Annotated in this window: 17 protein-coding genes and 1 pseudogene; 1 reads left to right on the top strand and 17 read right to left on the bottom strand. The window is 54.6% G+C overall.

What is annotated here, in order from left to right; translation table 11 throughout:
* Nucleotides 1–143: 143 nt before the first annotated feature.
* Nucleotides 144–1508: a xylulokinase gene (locus ACQ86N_RS06495; RefSeq protein WP_431217296.1), complete on the bottom strand. Its 1365-nt coding sequence runs from the start codon at nucleotides 1506–1508 to the stop codon at nucleotides 144–146.
* A 298-nt stretch (nucleotides 1509–1806) separates the two neighbouring features.
* On the opposite strand from ACQ86N_RS06495, the gene ACQ86N_RS06490 reads away from it, so the two are divergent.
* Nucleotides 1807–2853: a LacI family DNA-binding transcriptional regulator gene (locus ACQ86N_RS06490; RefSeq protein WP_431214469.1), complete on the top strand. Its 1047-nt coding sequence runs from the start codon at nucleotides 1807–1809 to the stop codon at nucleotides 2851–2853.
* Nucleotides 2854–2887: 34 nt separating this feature from the next.
* On the opposite strand, the gene ACQ86N_RS06485 is transcribed toward ACQ86N_RS06490, so the two are convergent.
* From ACQ86N_RS06485 to ACQ86N_RS06410, 16 genes and pseudogenes are all read right to left on the bottom strand, one after another.
* Nucleotides 2888–3550 (bottom strand): ATP-binding response regulator, encoded by a 663-nt coding sequence (locus ACQ86N_RS06485; protein WP_431214468.1) that lies wholly within the window; start codon nucleotides 3548–3550, stop codon nucleotides 2888–2890.
* Nucleotides 3511–6354, bottom strand: a complete 2844-nt coding sequence (locus ACQ86N_RS06480) for a two-component regulator propeller domain-containing protein (protein WP_431214467.1) — start codon at nucleotides 6352–6354, stop codon at nucleotides 3511–3513. Before ACQ86N_RS06480 ends, ACQ86N_RS06485 begins: the two co-directional genes overlap by 40 nt.
* Before the next feature lie 14 nt (nucleotides 6355–6368).
* Nucleotides 6369–6650: pseudogene (locus ACQ86N_RS06475) on the bottom strand (ligand-binding sensor domain-containing protein); the annotation flags it as partial.
* A gap of 183 nt (nucleotides 6651–6833) precedes the next feature.
* The gene (locus ACQ86N_RS06470) at nucleotides 6834–6986 is read right to left on the bottom strand and encodes a hypothetical protein (protein WP_431214466.1); all 153 of its coding nucleotides are present in this window, start codon (nucleotides 6984–6986) and stop codon (nucleotides 6834–6836) included.
* Between the two features lie 107 nt (nucleotides 6987–7093).
* Complete coding sequence (locus ACQ86N_RS06465) at nucleotides 7094–8179, bottom strand: hypothetical protein (protein ID WP_431214465.1); 1086 nt, start codon at nucleotides 8177–8179, stop codon at nucleotides 7094–7096.
* Nucleotides 8172–8882 carry a hypothetical protein gene (locus ACQ86N_RS06460; protein WP_431214464.1) on the bottom strand — a complete coding sequence of 237 codons (711 nt, stop codon included), beginning with the start codon at nucleotides 8880–8882 and terminating at the stop codon, nucleotides 8172–8174. The genes ACQ86N_RS06465 and ACQ86N_RS06460 overlap by 8 nt, the downstream gene beginning before the upstream one ends.
* A complete protein-coding gene (locus ACQ86N_RS06455; RefSeq protein ID WP_431214463.1) occupies nucleotides 8830–9090 on the bottom strand; it encodes a hypothetical protein in 261 nt (86 codons plus the stop codon). The genes ACQ86N_RS06460 and ACQ86N_RS06455 overlap by 53 nt, the downstream gene beginning before the upstream one ends.
* Nucleotides 9087–9671, bottom strand: a complete 585-nt coding sequence (locus tag ACQ86N_RS06450) for a hypothetical protein (protein ID WP_431214462.1) — start codon at nucleotides 9669–9671, stop codon at nucleotides 9087–9089. The genes ACQ86N_RS06455 and ACQ86N_RS06450 overlap by 4 nt, the downstream gene beginning before the upstream one ends.
* Nucleotides 9614–10459, bottom strand: coding sequence for a metallophosphoesterase family protein (locus tag ACQ86N_RS06445; protein WP_431214461.1), 846 nt, complete (start codon nucleotides 10457–10459; stop codon nucleotides 9614–9616). The genes ACQ86N_RS06450 and ACQ86N_RS06445 overlap by 58 nt, the downstream gene beginning before the upstream one ends.
* Before the next feature lie 50 nt (nucleotides 10460–10509).
* Nucleotides 10510–11238: a hypothetical protein gene (locus ACQ86N_RS06440; RefSeq protein WP_431214460.1), complete on the bottom strand. Its 729-nt coding sequence runs from the start codon at nucleotides 11236–11238 to the stop codon at nucleotides 10510–10512.
* A gap of 71 nt (nucleotides 11239–11309) precedes the next feature.
* Nucleotides 11310–11567 (bottom strand): hypothetical protein, encoded by a 258-nt coding sequence (locus ACQ86N_RS06435; protein ID WP_431214459.1) that lies wholly within the window; start codon nucleotides 11565–11567, stop codon nucleotides 11310–11312.
* Entirely contained in the window at nucleotides 11525–11797 is a 273-nt protein-coding gene (locus ACQ86N_RS06430; RefSeq protein ID WP_431214458.1) for a hypothetical protein, read from the bottom strand. Before ACQ86N_RS06430 ends, ACQ86N_RS06435 begins: the two co-directional genes overlap by 43 nt.
* Nucleotides 11784–12098, bottom strand: coding sequence for a hypothetical protein (locus ACQ86N_RS06425; RefSeq protein ID WP_431214457.1), 315 nt, complete (start codon nucleotides 12096–12098; stop codon nucleotides 11784–11786). The genes ACQ86N_RS06430 and ACQ86N_RS06425 overlap by 14 nt, the downstream gene beginning before the upstream one ends.
* Nucleotides 12099–12231: 133 nt before the next feature.
* Entirely contained in the window at nucleotides 12232–12657 is a 426-nt protein-coding gene (locus ACQ86N_RS06420; RefSeq protein WP_431214456.1) for a hypothetical protein, read from the bottom strand.
* Nucleotides 12624–13187 carry a hypothetical protein gene (locus tag ACQ86N_RS06415; RefSeq protein ID WP_431214455.1) on the bottom strand — a complete coding sequence of 188 codons (564 nt, stop codon included), beginning with the start codon at nucleotides 13185–13187 and terminating at the stop codon, nucleotides 12624–12626. Before ACQ86N_RS06415 ends, ACQ86N_RS06420 begins: the two co-directional genes overlap by 34 nt.
* Entirely contained in the window at nucleotides 13171–13581 is a 411-nt protein-coding gene (locus ACQ86N_RS06410; RefSeq protein ID WP_431214454.1) for a hypothetical protein, read from the bottom strand. The genes ACQ86N_RS06415 and ACQ86N_RS06410 overlap by 17 nt, the downstream gene beginning before the upstream one ends.
* Nucleotides 13582–13583: the final 2 nt, after the last annotated feature.

The following is a 13583-nucleotide window of genomic DNA, read 5'->3' as shown; positions in this document are numbered from 1 at the left end:
CTTCCCTGCTACAACTTTCTTCTCGTCATACCAACGATAGGCAAGGGGATTATCAGACCCCGGGCCTTCATATTTTATCTGTCCTATTCCTTTAAAGAACTCCTTCTCCTCCGCTGATAACTGGCATAGCTATATATTTTATATTATTTTAAAAAAAGGTCCAATTTTGTTTTCCATCTTCTGTACAGTTCCTCATATTCCGATACACGGCGGGGCTCCACCAGCGACAACGGCTTCAATCCCGCAAACGCTTCCTTCGCATGTCTGAATTTACCGACGCCGATACCCGCGCCCAGCGAAGCGCCCACGCTGCCGTCGCTGTTATACAGTTCCACCGGCACACCGGTCGCATTCACGAACGCCTCCGTAAACACAGGGCTCAGAAACATATTCGCCTTCCCCGCCCGGATGATCGAAGGATTCATCCCATTCTCCCGCATGATATCCAGTCCATACCGGAAGGAAAATGCGATCCCCTCCTGCCCGGCCCGGTACAGATGCGCCGCTCCATGGACATTCAGATCTGCGTCCAGTACCTGCGCCCCGATAATTTTATTGTAAAAGATACGCTCGGCTCCGTTCCCGAACGGTAGCACGCTCAATCCATCGCTCCCCGGCCGGATGGCCGCAGCTTCCTCATTTAGCTTCGAATACTCGCGCCCTCCCGTCAGGTCCCTTATCCACCTGTTCAATATCCCCGTACCGTTGATACACAGCAAGACCCCAACCCGCTTCGCATCGGGCCGGTAGTTGACATGCGCAAACGAATTTACCCTCGAACCTGGATCATAGGTCAGCCGGTCGCTGACCCCATATATGACGCCGGAGGTCCCGGCGGTTGCCGCCACTTCCCCAGGTTCCAGCACATTCAGCGACAAAGCGTTATTCGGCTGGTCCCCCGCCTTATACGTCACGGGGATCCCCGCCTTCAGCTTCAGCCCGGCCGCCACACCTGGCTTGACCTCGCCATGCGACGAGAATAGGGGACGCACCTCGGGGATCATTCGCTCGTCAAAGCCAAAGACCCCGAAAACGTCCGAAGACAATTTATCATCCTTGAAATCCCAGAATATACCCTCCGACAAGGCAGAGATATGCGTCGTCGCCTCCCCCGTCAGCCGCAAAGAAATAAAATCCCCCGGCAACAACACCTTGTCGATCCCGGCATATACATCCGGCTCATTCTCCTTCACCCAGGCCAGCTTCGCGGCGGTAAAATTCCCCGGTGAGTTCAGCAGCCGGTCGAGACTGCGCGCCTCGCCAATAGTAGAAAAGGCCTTGTCCCCATAAGGCACGGCCCTGCTGTCACACCAGATGATGCTGTCCCGCAAAACCCGCTGCTCCCTGTCTACCAGCACCAATCCGTGCATCTGGTACGCAATCCCAATAGCCCCGATCTCCGAAGGATCATAAGCACCGCTGGCATGCGCCCGCTTTATAGCTTGTTGTACATACTCCCACCAGGTTTCGGGAGACTGTTCCGCCCAGCCGGGCTGCCGGGACGTAATGACCGCCTCATTTTCCGGATACTCGCGCCGTAGCCAGCACCTTATGACTATCCGCGTCGGTCACCGCCACCTTTATCGAAGAGGTCCCCAGATCAATACCTAATAACAACATGCAGCAAACAATTTTTCATACGCAATTTCTCCGCGGCCATCCGCCCCCCGCGACAATTCACCGTCCCCACCCCGCAGAGCGGTAAATATAGCAACATTAATCGAATTGCAACCGATTGCAGCTTAGATTATTTCCAGATTATTTATTGTTTATTTATTTTGGCGATTTTACCCCCAAATAAATAACTTGCCCTCAAATGACAGGAAAAAAGAGATCACGATCTACGACATCGCCAAAGTGCTCAATCTCTCCCCGGCTACCGTCAGCCGCGGCCTCAAAGACCATCCTGCGATTAATATCAAGACCCGCAAACGTATCATGGACCAGGCCAAAGAGATGGGCTACCGCTCCAATTCTTTCGCCAGCAACCTCCGGATGCAAAAGACCCATACTATCGGCATCATCGTACACGAGCTCAAAAGCCAGTTCATCAGCTCCGTCCTCGCAGGTATCGAAAAGGTCGCCACCGAAGCCGGCTATGACCTGATCATCGGCCACTCCTCCGAAACATATACAAAGGAAGTCGCCAACGTACACAATCTGTTTCACAAGCGGGTGGACGGACTCATCGCCTCCCTCGCCTTCGATACCGCCGACCTCGACCACTTCGAACCATTCGTCCGCAAAAACATCCCCGTGGTCTTCTTCGACCGGGTCGAAGAATTCCCATATGGAACCCGCGTAGTCATCGACAACGTCAAAGCCGGCTACGAAGCCACCGCCCACCTCGCCGCCCAGGGCTGCCGCCGCATCGCCCACATCACCGCCGACCTCCACCGCAATGTCTACGCCGGACGCCTCAAAGGCTACAAACAAGCCCTCACCGATTACGGCCTCGAATACGATCCTTCCCTGCTCATCGTCAACGACCTCAGCGAAATTTCCGCGGTCCGCACCGCCCGCCAGATCATCGGCATGAGCGCTAAGACACGCCCCGACGGCGTATTTATAACCAATGATTTCTTTGCTGCTGTATTTCTCCAGACACTGAAAGAAGGCGGTATTGCCATACCCCAGGACATCGCTATCGTAGGATTCAATAACGACGCTATCTCCAGGATCACGCATCCCAAACTATCCACGATCAACTATCCCGGCGAAGAGATGGGCGAACAGGTCGCCCGCAGCCTCCTCGATCAGCTCGGCGGATCCCCCTCCGCCAACTCGACCGATACTATCATCATCCGGAGCGAACTCATCATCCGCGATTCCTCCATGCACCGAAAGATCTAACTATCCCGAACCCACGCCACCCCTCCACGGAGCTCTAAGCCCCCTGCTTCGCCCACTTCTCCAGCATCTGCATCAACTCCCCCAACCTCACCGGCTTACTGATATAGTCATCCATCCCCGACTGCAAACACTCCTCACGGTCGCCCTGCATAGCATTCGCCGTCAACGCCACGATCACCGGCTGCCTCTCCAACTCCCTCCTTATCTTCCTCGTCGCATCCAACCCATCCATCTCCGGCATCTGAACGTCCATCAGGATAAGATCATAGGCATGTCGCGAAGCCGCCTCCACCGCCAATACCCCATTCTCTACCGTATCCGGCTTATATCCCAGATTACCCAGTATCTGCTTCATTAGCTCCTGATTGATCAGGTTGTCTTCCGCTATCAGTATCCGCAGGGGGAACTCCTCCGCAAAACCCGTCTTCATCACCTCCCGCGCCACAGTCTCTTCCTTCGCCGGGTCTATCGGCTTCTCACCCGCCCGCGCCTTCATGGAAAACGCAAACTGCGTCCCTTCTCCTACCCTGCTCCGCACGCTGATCCTACCTCCCATCAGCGCCACCAGCTTCTCGCTGATCGCCAGCCCAAGTCCGGTGCCGCCATACTTACGCGTTGTCGACGAGTCCACCTGCGAGAACGGCTTGAACAATGTCTCTATCTTCTCCTCCGGTATTCCAATGCCCGTATCCCGCACTTCGAAACCCAGCTCGAGCCCCCCAGGCCATCGGCCGTCAGCACACGCACCACGACAGTCACCTCTCCTTCGTGGGTGAACTTCACCGCATTGCTCACCAGATTCATCAGGATCTGCCGCAGCCGCAGCGCATCCCCGACGACATACATCGGTACTTTGAGATCGATATGATATCCCAGCCTCAGTCCCGACTTGATCGCACGCTCATAAAAGAGCCCCAGCACTTCCTCGAGACACTGACGCAGGTCGAAATTCCGCTGCTCGATCTCCATCTTCCCGCTGTCTATCTTGGAATAGTCCAGAATATCATTGATCACGTTGAGCAGACTCTCGCCGCAATTGATGATGGTAGCATTGTATTCCTTCTGCTGCGACGTAAGAGGCGTCTGGGCCAGCAGGGAAGCCATCCCGATCACGCCATTCATGGGCGTTCTTATCTCATGGCTCATGGTAGCAAGGAAGACACTCTTCGCCTTGCTCGCCTGCTCCGCCTCTTCCCGCGCCCGCTCCGCCTCCTCCCTCGCATTCCGCTCCTCCTGGCTCAGCGTCGTCAGCAGTTCCGTCCGCTCCCTGACCTGTCTCTCCAACTCCCGGTTCAGCTGATTCATGGTCCGCAACCGCAGACGATAAAAGACAAACACACAGACCAGAATGACCACGATCAGCGAAACCCGGAACCACCACGTCATCCACCAGGCAGGCGTGATAACTATCTTCAAACTAAGTATCCTGCCGGACCATTCCCCTTCATTGTTCAACCCCTTAACCTTCAGCTGATACGTACCGGGGTCCAGATTCGTATAGGTCACGGAACGCTTCAGGTTCACATAGTTCCAGGTCTTGTCGAATCCCTCCAGCATGAACGCATATTTCTTCTTCTCCCGGTCGGTAAAATTCAGCGTCGCAAAAATGAAGGTGATGACGGAATTCTTATACGGCAGTTCGATCGACTTCGTCTCCCCGATCGAAGCACTCAACGGCGAAACCATATCCCCGTCCTGACCGATCGGTACCTCCCGGTTGAAGATCTGGAAACTCGTCATCACCAGCGGAGGATCGAAAGGCTCTGAACGCATATGCTCCGGCGATATCACATTGAATCCATTTCCGCCGCCGAAATAGAGCAGCCCGTTACGGCTCCTGCACCAGGCATTCTCCTTGAACTCGTTCGCCTGCAGACCGTCGTATACGCCATAATTTTTTATCTTCCCGCTTACCGCATCCCACCGGCACAGCCCCTTATTGGTGCTGATCCATCTCACCCCCGCGGAATCTTCAAGAAATGCAAAAATGACATCGTCCGGCAATCCATCCCGCATCGTATACGTCACAAATCGGTCCCCTGCCATCTTCGACATTCCCTCCGTAGTCGTTATCCACAGATTCCCGCCCCTGTCCTCGAATATTCCATTGATATAATTGCTGCAGAGACTATTGGCCCCATCCCTGTGACGATAATGCCTGAACTTTCCCCGCTCAGGATCGAAAAGGTCCAGCCCTCCTCCATCCGTCCCTATCCAGATACGCCCTCGGCTGTCCTCGAAGATCACGTGGATCTTGTCATTACCCAGAGAATTCGTGTCCTCGTCATTGTGCTGATAATGGATGAATCCCCTGATGGAAGGGTCATACAGCTCCAGTCCGCCCCCATACGTACCCAGCCACATACGATGACGGCTGTCCTCACACAAAGCCCATACATTATTGCTGCGAAGACTATGCTTATCGTCAGGGTTATTTCTAAAATGAGTATAAGTATTTCGTTGCGGGTTATAGATCGTCAATCCATCCGCCCAGGTCCCGACCCACAGATTGTGCCTGCTGTCTTCCACCACCCGCAGCACATAGTCGCCGCAGATGGTCGCGGAGTTCCCCGGAACATGCCGGAAATGCCTAAACCGTTCGGTCTTACGGTCCAGCAGATCCAGACCTCCGCCGTCCGTCCCGATCCACAGATTGTCCCGGTGATCCTCATAGATACAAAGCACATGATTATTACTGAGGCTATACGGAGACGAATTATGCTTGTAGTGGGCAAACTTGCGTGCATCCCTGTTGACGAAGTCGACGCCTCCGTTGAAGGACCCCACCCACATATTCTTTTTACTGTCCCTGCAAATACCGTAGAGTGAGTTGGTTCCGATGCTCGACGCATCTACCTCATCGTGCAGGTAGTGCTTCCAGTTACCCGTCTCCGGATCGAGGATCACCAGACCATCATTCTCCGTACCTATCCAGATATTACCGTCGCCGTCTTCCGTCACCGAATTGATCGTATTATTGGTGATACCCTTAGCGGAATGACCGCCCTTCTGATAATGCCTGAATCCGCTCGTCGCCCGGTCATAGCCGTCAAGTCCGCTGTAGGTTCCTATCCAGAGACGGTGATGACTGTCCGTAAAAAGAGAAGTAACCGAGTTGTTATTGATCGAGGAAGGTATATGCTCGTTGTGCAGCCATCTGTAAAAGGCCCCCGTCTTCCTGTCCAGCCGGCAAAGTCCACTGGCGGTACCGGCCCATATCTGGTGGTCGGCATCCTCACAGAGCGCCTTCACATAATTGGCCGCGATACTATGCTCGTCTTTCGGATCGTGGATATAATGAACACAGCGGCCCGTGGAATCCATCCGGTTCAGACCACCGTCCTCCGTCCCTATCCAGAGATAACCACGGCTGTCCCTCAGCAGCGACAGCACCAGATTACTCGAAAGGCTGTTCGGATCCGCCGGATTATGCCGGAAATGAACGAACTGATCGGTGCGCCTGTCATAACGGTCCAGCCCGCCCCCCAGGTCCCGATCCACAGATAACCCTTGTCATCCTCTACGATGGCATTGACCAGATTGTTGGTCAGGCTCCTGTCATCACCTATCTTGTTTCTGTAAACTGTACAAAGATATCCGTCGTACTTGTTCAACCCCTCCCTCGTCCCAAACCACATGAAACCCCGGCTGTCCTGCAGAGTGCAGATGACATTGCTATGGGACAAACCCTGGGCCGTCCCCAGATGCTCAAAGGATAGATGCTCTGATTGAGGATAGGCCAGGATTGAATGAAACAGCAGCAGTAAGGCACAAAAGTGGTAACGGTAAGGCACCATAAATACGTTCAATCCGGTTTCACTTCCGAGAACGCATTTACAACCAGATTATTACAAATTTTATCAATTTCCCCTTAGCTCCGCCGCCGCCGGGTCTTCGCCGGCCTCCGCCGGGCCCGATTTCCGCCAATATGCAATCACTATGCCACCGGGGCCACCAACGCCACCGTCCGTCCCTTCTATCTAATACTGAAATCCCAGCTTGAACAGGAACACACCCCCATCCGTCCCCTGCCCATAACTGGCCGAGAATACGAACTTCTTCAACGGACTTATCCATATGCCGCCGCCATACCCATCATGCCACTGATGGCTGTCCTCGCCCTTCAGCCACACCCTGCCGATATCGTTGAAGAACTGCAGCCCCAGCGAACCGGGAAACAGATAGGTCTCGAAATCCCCCAGCTTTCACCCGCAGGTCGAGATTGTGATAGAAGATCTCGTCACCCGCAAAACGGTATTTCCGGTAGCCCCGCAGATTCTCCAGCCCCCAGATACTGCGCCTGATAGAACTCGTACTGGCCGAAGGTCTTTCCGTATCCTACCCGTGAAGCCAGTACCACGTCCGCCCGGGAATTGAAACTCATGAACACCGAAAGGTCGGAGTTCAGCTGTGAATAAGCATGGCTATTATTATTCAGATTTCCGAGACTGCTAAAGCGGGTCTGCCAAAAGATCCCGCGTGAGGTCAGCGCCTTGTCATTCCGGTTGTCGACGGTCGCCGTTGCCCTTCCACCCAAAAATGCCTTGGAAAGATACAGAGAGCCGGGATCCAAACCGTTCTGCCCCGTCTGGTTGATGTACCTGTCCCTGTTGTCGGCGCTATCCAGCGAGAAATACTGGAATACAGGTCCCACCGCAAATGAGAACGCCTTCCCGAAACGCTTCCTCAGCTGGAGGTCTACATCATAGCTGTTGAACCGGGCCCTGTAATAACGGATGCCCTCCTTCGCGTCTTTAACATAAACACTCTCGTTGCCCAGACCGAAGAAATTGATAGTATTGCTCGGCGCCCTGACATCCGCATCCGCCAGAAGGTCCGGCTTCCCGACCGCCTGGATCGCCTCGAAATTATACTTGAACGCATAGGCTTTCGTCGACAAGGCATGCAGCAGGGTCAGATTGTGGAGCTGCTTATACGGCTCCTTATGAAATCCGCGGGTGACATAGCTGAACATCAATCCGATCAACACGCCGTCGTCGGGGTTATATCCGATATTCGGCAAAGGCGTCAGTATATTGTATTTGTATCCCAGCCGGTCAAAACCGTTTACACTGGCATTATCCGACAGGAATTCCCGATGCCCTCCTTTTCCTTCGAAATCGCTCTTCTCGGTGCTGAGGTCGTAGATCTTCGTCTTCACCGCAGGCGAAGCCGCCTCCGTCTTATAGACATCCTCCCCCGGGCCTCCGATGATCCGGACCAGCACACCGCCGCCCTGACCGTGGGTTCTGAACTCGTCGTTGCCTCCCAGTCCATACAGCCTTACTTCCTTCGTCACGCCGGAATAAAAGGTCCGCTTATACATCTGCCGTCCCGTCTTTTCCTTCCTTCGTCAGTTTCGAGACGGTTACCGTCACCGAATCCCTCCCCTGCCGGTCGATATCGAACAGCTCGTTCTTGCTGCTGCCAAAGACGCTCACCTGCTTCGACAGGAATCTGTAGTAAGCCATCACATCCTCCACATAGTATTTCCTCCGCTCTTTCAGCTTCGCGATGATCGAATTCATGGAATAGGAGTGGATCTCCACCGGCTGTAAATGCAGCGAATTCTCGATAAGCGAGTCGGTCATCGTCGCGACCATGGCCTCAGCCTCCCTGCGCCACTCTTCTTCCGTTGGCTCGTTCAGATAGTTGCGGTCGAAATTCCGGCCATTGAAATTAAAGGTGTTGATATTCCTCGCCTTCGGCCTGAACCCCTGCAGCTGAGGCGCGAGAAAAGCACTCCCCGCAATCCACGGCAACACCCCCTTATTGATAAAAAAAGGCTGATCCCTGTCCCTCGGCACCGGGGAAAACAGCTTCCCCTTGCCAAAATCATCCGCCTCCCACCTCCACTGGTCCTCATGGCGGTCGAAGTCCATGACAAACATATCCAGCAGACGCGCCCGCAGCGCCCGATGCTGATCCACCCCGTTGTCATTATCCTCAAACAATTTCTTGTCGATATCCTCCATATTATAGGTCTTCTTCCCGTTGCCCGGCTCCCGCTCCTCGAGAAAGGCGAACAAGTTGCCATAGTCGCCTCCTGAACTTCCCCAGCCTCGGGTCATCCGGGACGTACACCATCCTGGGGCTGGCATGCGGTACATGCAACGCCGTCGCGAACGGCGGTATCGACATCGCAGCATAGGGATAGGACGCGGAAACCCCGTCCGCCACAAGGTCCTGCACCAGCGCATCCTTGGCAACGACCGTCGGCAACGCATTCTCGGTCACATATTTCCTGACCCCCGCAGCACATACTGCTTCCCGTCAGGACCGGTCATCCGCAGCGACCGCGTCTGATTCCCGCCGCCCCTCTGCAACGGCGTCCACCCCGTCATATCGAATACTTTTACCCTGATCGGTACCGCCCATTCCTTCCGGTAATTGGCACCCAGCAGCCAGCGCTTGAACCCACCGGCGCGGAATTCCGGATCACCGGCGATTGTCACCGAATCGGGCCAGCTCTTAGCCAGCTCTTCCACCACCGGTTTGGGCCGCAGCGGAGGCAAAGCAGCCGTATAGATGGTCTCCCCTTCAGGAACCGAATAGAACTTTATTTCAGCCTTCCCGCTCTGCGTCACCTCTATCACCGAAAATCCATGCCCCTCCCTCGCCATCAGCGAATACTGCCCCATCTTTACCCTTGTATTCTTGGAACCCGATCCGCTGACGACATAATAAATGCTGTCGTGCCGCAACAGCTGAAGGGTATGCTCATGCCCCGCCACATGCACCACATTGGGATGCCCGGCGATCACGGACTCCACCGCCTCACGCAGGTCCTTATACCGGGGATTCGCCACGTCCTGCACATTCCCGAATACCCCCGGGCTATCGGATAGATGGACCCGATCAGCGGAAGGGGAATCCAAAGCCCCGGCTTTATATCCGTCAGTGGAAAAATATGTTGTTTGATGGTGTAGTATCCGCCGTGCTCGCCATGTGTGTATAGGGGATGATGCATGGCCACCAGGATCAGCCTGTCCGGATAGCTGCTGATGATATCCCTCAACGCATTGGTAATCGCCTTCGGGTCCTTACACTCGCAGCCCGACTCCAGCCCCGGACGCTCCCCCTCCTCCTGCAGCCACCACTCGCTGTCCATCGCCACCAGCACCACCTTCTCTCCCACCTCCACCGCTACCGGTCCCGGACAACCGTCCTTCGGCAAAAAATCGACATTTGCCAGTCCCACCGAATCGATATAATTCTGTTCATTCTTGACCTGCTGCCATCCTCCAGGCTTCCCCTGCTTCCAGTCATGGTTACCCGGTACAAAAAAGGCCCTCGCCTTCTTACCCGCTACTACCGACAACTGATAGTCTATTATTTCTCTGGCCTCGTCCACACCCCTGGCCCCTTCCGGCGGCATACCATGCGGATAGACGTTGTCCCCCAGATAGACCAGCACATTGCCGGTGTCATTCCAGTCTACATGCCCTTTCAGCCAGTCGCACACGGGATGATGCCCGTCCTTCAATTCTCCCGCATCCCCCACAAGATAGATCCGCTGCACAACCCGGTCGCCCTGCGCATATCCCGTCCGGCAAACGGTTGAAACCAATAAAACCAGACTGACGATTCTTAAAATTCGGCTCATAATTATGGCTTATAGTTGAACAACAAAGCGTTCGCGTTTCCCCATGTCCCTCATTGCTGATATACATATTTCCCCTGCTGTCGAAAGCAAGCCCCTCCGGCTGCTTGAAAAGGATGGGGTCCAGCTGATAGGTCTTCTTCAGCTTCCACTTGTCCGTCCAGCACCAGCAGGGCCTTGTTGACGGACGAAAGGATAAACCATTCCTTTGTCAGCGGGTGCCGGGCCAGCGCGGACGGATGGAATTTCACCTTCTTATGGTCCGAGCTGCGCAGCTTCGATGCCTTCGCCTCTATCAGGAAATGGTCGGTTACCGCCAACTCACGCCGCGCATTGTATTGCAGCACATAGGCAGTGACCTCTTCCCGCTGGTCGTCATCCGGGCAGTTCTTACACAGCGCGATCAGCCTGCCCCCTCGTCCGCAAACAGCCCTTCGTATTCTCCTGTCGGGAGTATATGCTCGTAGACCTTCGTCGCGGCCTCCCCCTTCTCGGCCTGTTCTTTGGGAAGGACAAAAAAGACTCCCGTCACTTCGCAGCACCACGAACTCTTTATCGTCCAGTATCGCGACATCCTCATAGTCACCGTGCTTTCCGAACTTCCAGTATGGAAAACTGCGATCCCCTAAATGAAAATGAAATAGCTTGCCCGCCTCATCCTCGATGGCATACATCGTATCGGGATTACCCTTCAGGAACACAATACCCGATATCTCATGGAGCACTTCACCCATCACAAACTTCTGGGGAGAGGCCAGATCATAACCCGGAGGAGAGAACACCGGCTCCGGTTCCCTGCACCCTGAGATCGAAAAAAACAGCACTATAAAAATGAACTGATACATCGTGACCACTAGCCTTTCATCCGCTCCATCTCTACGCGAAACTCCCTCTTCCCCTCTTCATCCTCTACGTTCACCCCGACACGCAACGCCCGCAGCCCGCTCACCCCCTGCAACTCTTCCAGCTCCAGATTCTCTACCTCCAGGCCGAGAACACCCTTCTCCTGCATATACCGGATATACCCCCAGTACTCATCCGCCTCCCGCTCGTTGAGATAGATGATCGCTATCTTACCGGGCTGGGTAAGCCTTTCATTCGTGTCCCGCACGTGCACCTTGTCGATTCTTTCTTCACCACCTGATAGCGGATATTGTATCCACCCTCGACATCGAACCGCCGTTCGTCCTTGCGAAAACTGATGTCGATCGAGGAAGAATGCACAAAGATCAGCTGCGTCGTCTCCAGCCGTTCGGGCATCTGCGGCAACAACGCATGCGTCAGCCGAACGATCGTAGCCATCGAATTCAGCTGCCAGAGCCGAAGATTACGCAGATACAAAAGGTCGAACGGATGCCCGGGCGCAATAGACTGCCCGATATAAATATCGTGATTCGATACCATCCGTCCTGAACTTCTCGAAATAGGACGGATAGGACTTCTGCAACTCGTCGGCTGCCACCTCCAGATGCCGGTTGATCGTCTTATTGACCAGTTGGATCGACACCTCCAGGTCCCTGCGGTTGGAAAATGCAACCCCCTTTTCCTCGTCGATCGCCTCCAGATAAGGACGGACTATTTCCTTTACCTCCGGCCGGCTTTCCGCAAAATGTTCCAGAAAACCGCCGACCTTATCCTTCAAAAGCATTCAGACTCAGCTCATCGGCCGTCGTCAGCGCACCCCCAAGCGCCTTCTGCCATCCCCTGGCCCGGAACAGCAGCTCCTCGATCAGCTGCAGGCTCACCGCCTCGTGCAGACGGCCCGAGCGTCAGCGTCAATATGTCGAACTGGACTTCGAGATCCTTCCGCAGGGCTCCGTTCCGCCCGATGGTGGAATTGCGGATATCGATAGCCCCGTACAGGGATACACATCCTTGAAATAGATCGTCTCGATCACCGGCGGATTCTCACCCTGTTCCTGCATTTCCTCGAAATGCCAAGCCGCCTCATTGAATTTCCACTCCACCGCCGGCTGTATCGACGTAAAATTCTCCTTGACAATCGCCTTGATTCGGGCGTCAAATTCATCCACGCTTCGCTGCAGCATCTGAGCAAGCAGCGGGACAGCAACGTCCAGCCTCGACAACAGCTCGCTGTCCACCTGTCCCTCCGTCTTCGAAGAAACCTCCATCACCCCCGCCAGCCGGTTATTATAAAACACCGGTATCAGCGCATAACAACAGACCCCAATCCTGCGCAATGGCTCGAGGAAAAAGACCTCCCCGGCTGCTGTGCCGGCAACGACTCATACACCAACTGCTGCGGATCGAGAAAATAGTCCTCCACCATGCGCTGATAGCTCTTCGCCATGGCATCATCGGTAAATGCCTCCGCGAGTACGCTGTGACGGCAGATCTCCGGGAGAACACCGGCCTTCCATTCACCTTCAGGAAAGCGCACCAGCCCGATCTCCACACCGGTCTTGTGAGCCAGCGTTTTCAGAAATTGGATCACCTTTTGATTGCGTACATCCGTCCCGCAGCAGTCGGAATCCAGTATGATATTCTTCATGCTGTCCATCACATACTCCGTGGTGACATCCGTCAGCGTCATCGCATTGATACCCTCGAAGCGGAACAGATTCAGCGGCAGATGCTGCTTCAGCCAGACCATCAGCTCCGGATGGGACAGGTGCGAACTGAACAGCCGCGCATCGATCTCCGGCAGCGGCCCTTTAGCCGTCACTTCCGTAAAACGCGTATCTATGTTGACATTATAATAAGTGCTCATCCCTCGTCGCCTCATTCAGCCAGGACTTCACCAGACTGTTTCCCGCCGGAAGCTCGATTTGATACAGATGCTTCAGTATCAGAGAATAGATCAGATCGTATTTCAGCTCGTGACGCTCCTTGTCCTTCTCGAGGATCCTGGCCTTTTTCTGATTGGTGTCGGGATCCCGTAAAAGATCATACATCGCGTCCGTCCCGTAAAAGATCGTGGGCCTCACAGGTACGGCCAACGCCCAGACCAGATCGCTCTCGTCGGAGATTGCCGGCGAAATACAGGTATACATCAGCTCGAGCAGATCGGCATACTTATCCAACTCATCGAGCTCCACATAGTTTTTGTCCCCCAGACGCTGCTCGAAGTGCTGGATCACAAAATCCAGGAACCTGACCCGCATAG

The organism is Puia sp. P3 (assembly GCF_050632245.1).
Lineage (GTDB): Bacteria > Bacteroidota > Bacteroidia > Chitinophagales > Chitinophagaceae > Puia.
Note: the sequence above shows the minus strand (reverse complement) of the source record. Positions and strands in the feature narration are given on the sequence as shown.

Bases quoted from the DNA above. Each gene is read 5' to 3' on its own strand.
- ACQ86N_RS06445 (WP_431214461.1), bottom strand. From the start codon at position 10,459: ATGAGCCGAATTTTAAGAATCGTCAGTCTGGTTTTATTGGTTTCAACC.
- ACQ86N_RS06410 (WP_431214454.1), bottom strand. From the start codon at position 13,581: ATGCGGGTCAGGTTCCTGGATTTTGTGATCCAGCACTTCGAGCAGCGT.
- ACQ86N_RS06465 (WP_431214465.1), bottom strand. From the start codon at position 8,179: ATGTATAAGCGGACCTTTTATTCCGGCGTGACGAAGGAAGTAAGGCTG.
- ACQ86N_RS06415 (WP_431214455.1), bottom strand. From the start codon at position 13,187: ATGAGCACTTATTATAATGTCAACATAGATACGCGTTTTACGGAAGTG.